The sequence below is a fragment of the Mesorhizobium sp. M0217 genome (genome assembly GCF_040321955.1).
Classification (GTDB): domain Bacteria; phylum Pseudomonadota; class Alphaproteobacteria; order Rhizobiales; family Rhizobiaceae; genus Mesorhizobium.
Genome location: NZ_JAMYSN010000074.1, coordinates 1 through 582 on the forward strand (window position 1 = coordinate 1; position 582 = coordinate 582).

Consider the following 582-nt stretch of genomic DNA (forward strand, 5'->3'; position numbering starts at 1 on the left):
CCGGATCGCTTCAGAAGCGACAATGGCCCGCCCTTCGCATCGGCCGGCGTCACCGGGCTGACGCCGCTTGTCGTGCGCTTCATCAAGCTCGGCATCACCTTGGAGCGGATCGCACCCGGCAGGCCACAGCAGAACGGACGTCACGAGCGCTTTCACCTGACCATGCTGCCGATGGCCGAGGCACCGGAAGCCGACCGAACGGCACAGGGCCAGGCCTTCGAGACCTTCCGCCACAGCTACAATGAGGAACGTCCCCATGAGGCACTGGGCATGGACACGCCCGCCCAGCACTACCGGTCCTCACAGCGCGCCATGCCCAGGACACCACCCGAGCCCGTCTATCCGGCCGAGGCCTCGGTCCGCCGCGTGCGCCACAATGGCGAGATCCGATGGAATGGCGGCTTCATATATGTCTCGCAAGCGCTGGCGGGCGAACCGGTCGCTGCGTTGGAGACCGAAGACGGACAATGGACACTCTCATTCCATGCCCACCCGCTCGGCATCATCGACACACGGCACATGAAGCTTGTCCGCCGCAGCGCCGCGCCAACCAATCCGCTTGGCGCTGCGGCGGACGCATAG

At 66.0% G+C, this 582-nt stretch carries 1 protein-coding gene; it reads left to right on the forward strand.

From position 1 onward, the window contains the following. Positions 1-582: integrase core domain-containing protein (locus tag NKJ18_RS32970; protein WP_352761624.1), on the forward strand; the 582-nt coding region annotated here is incomplete at its 5' end.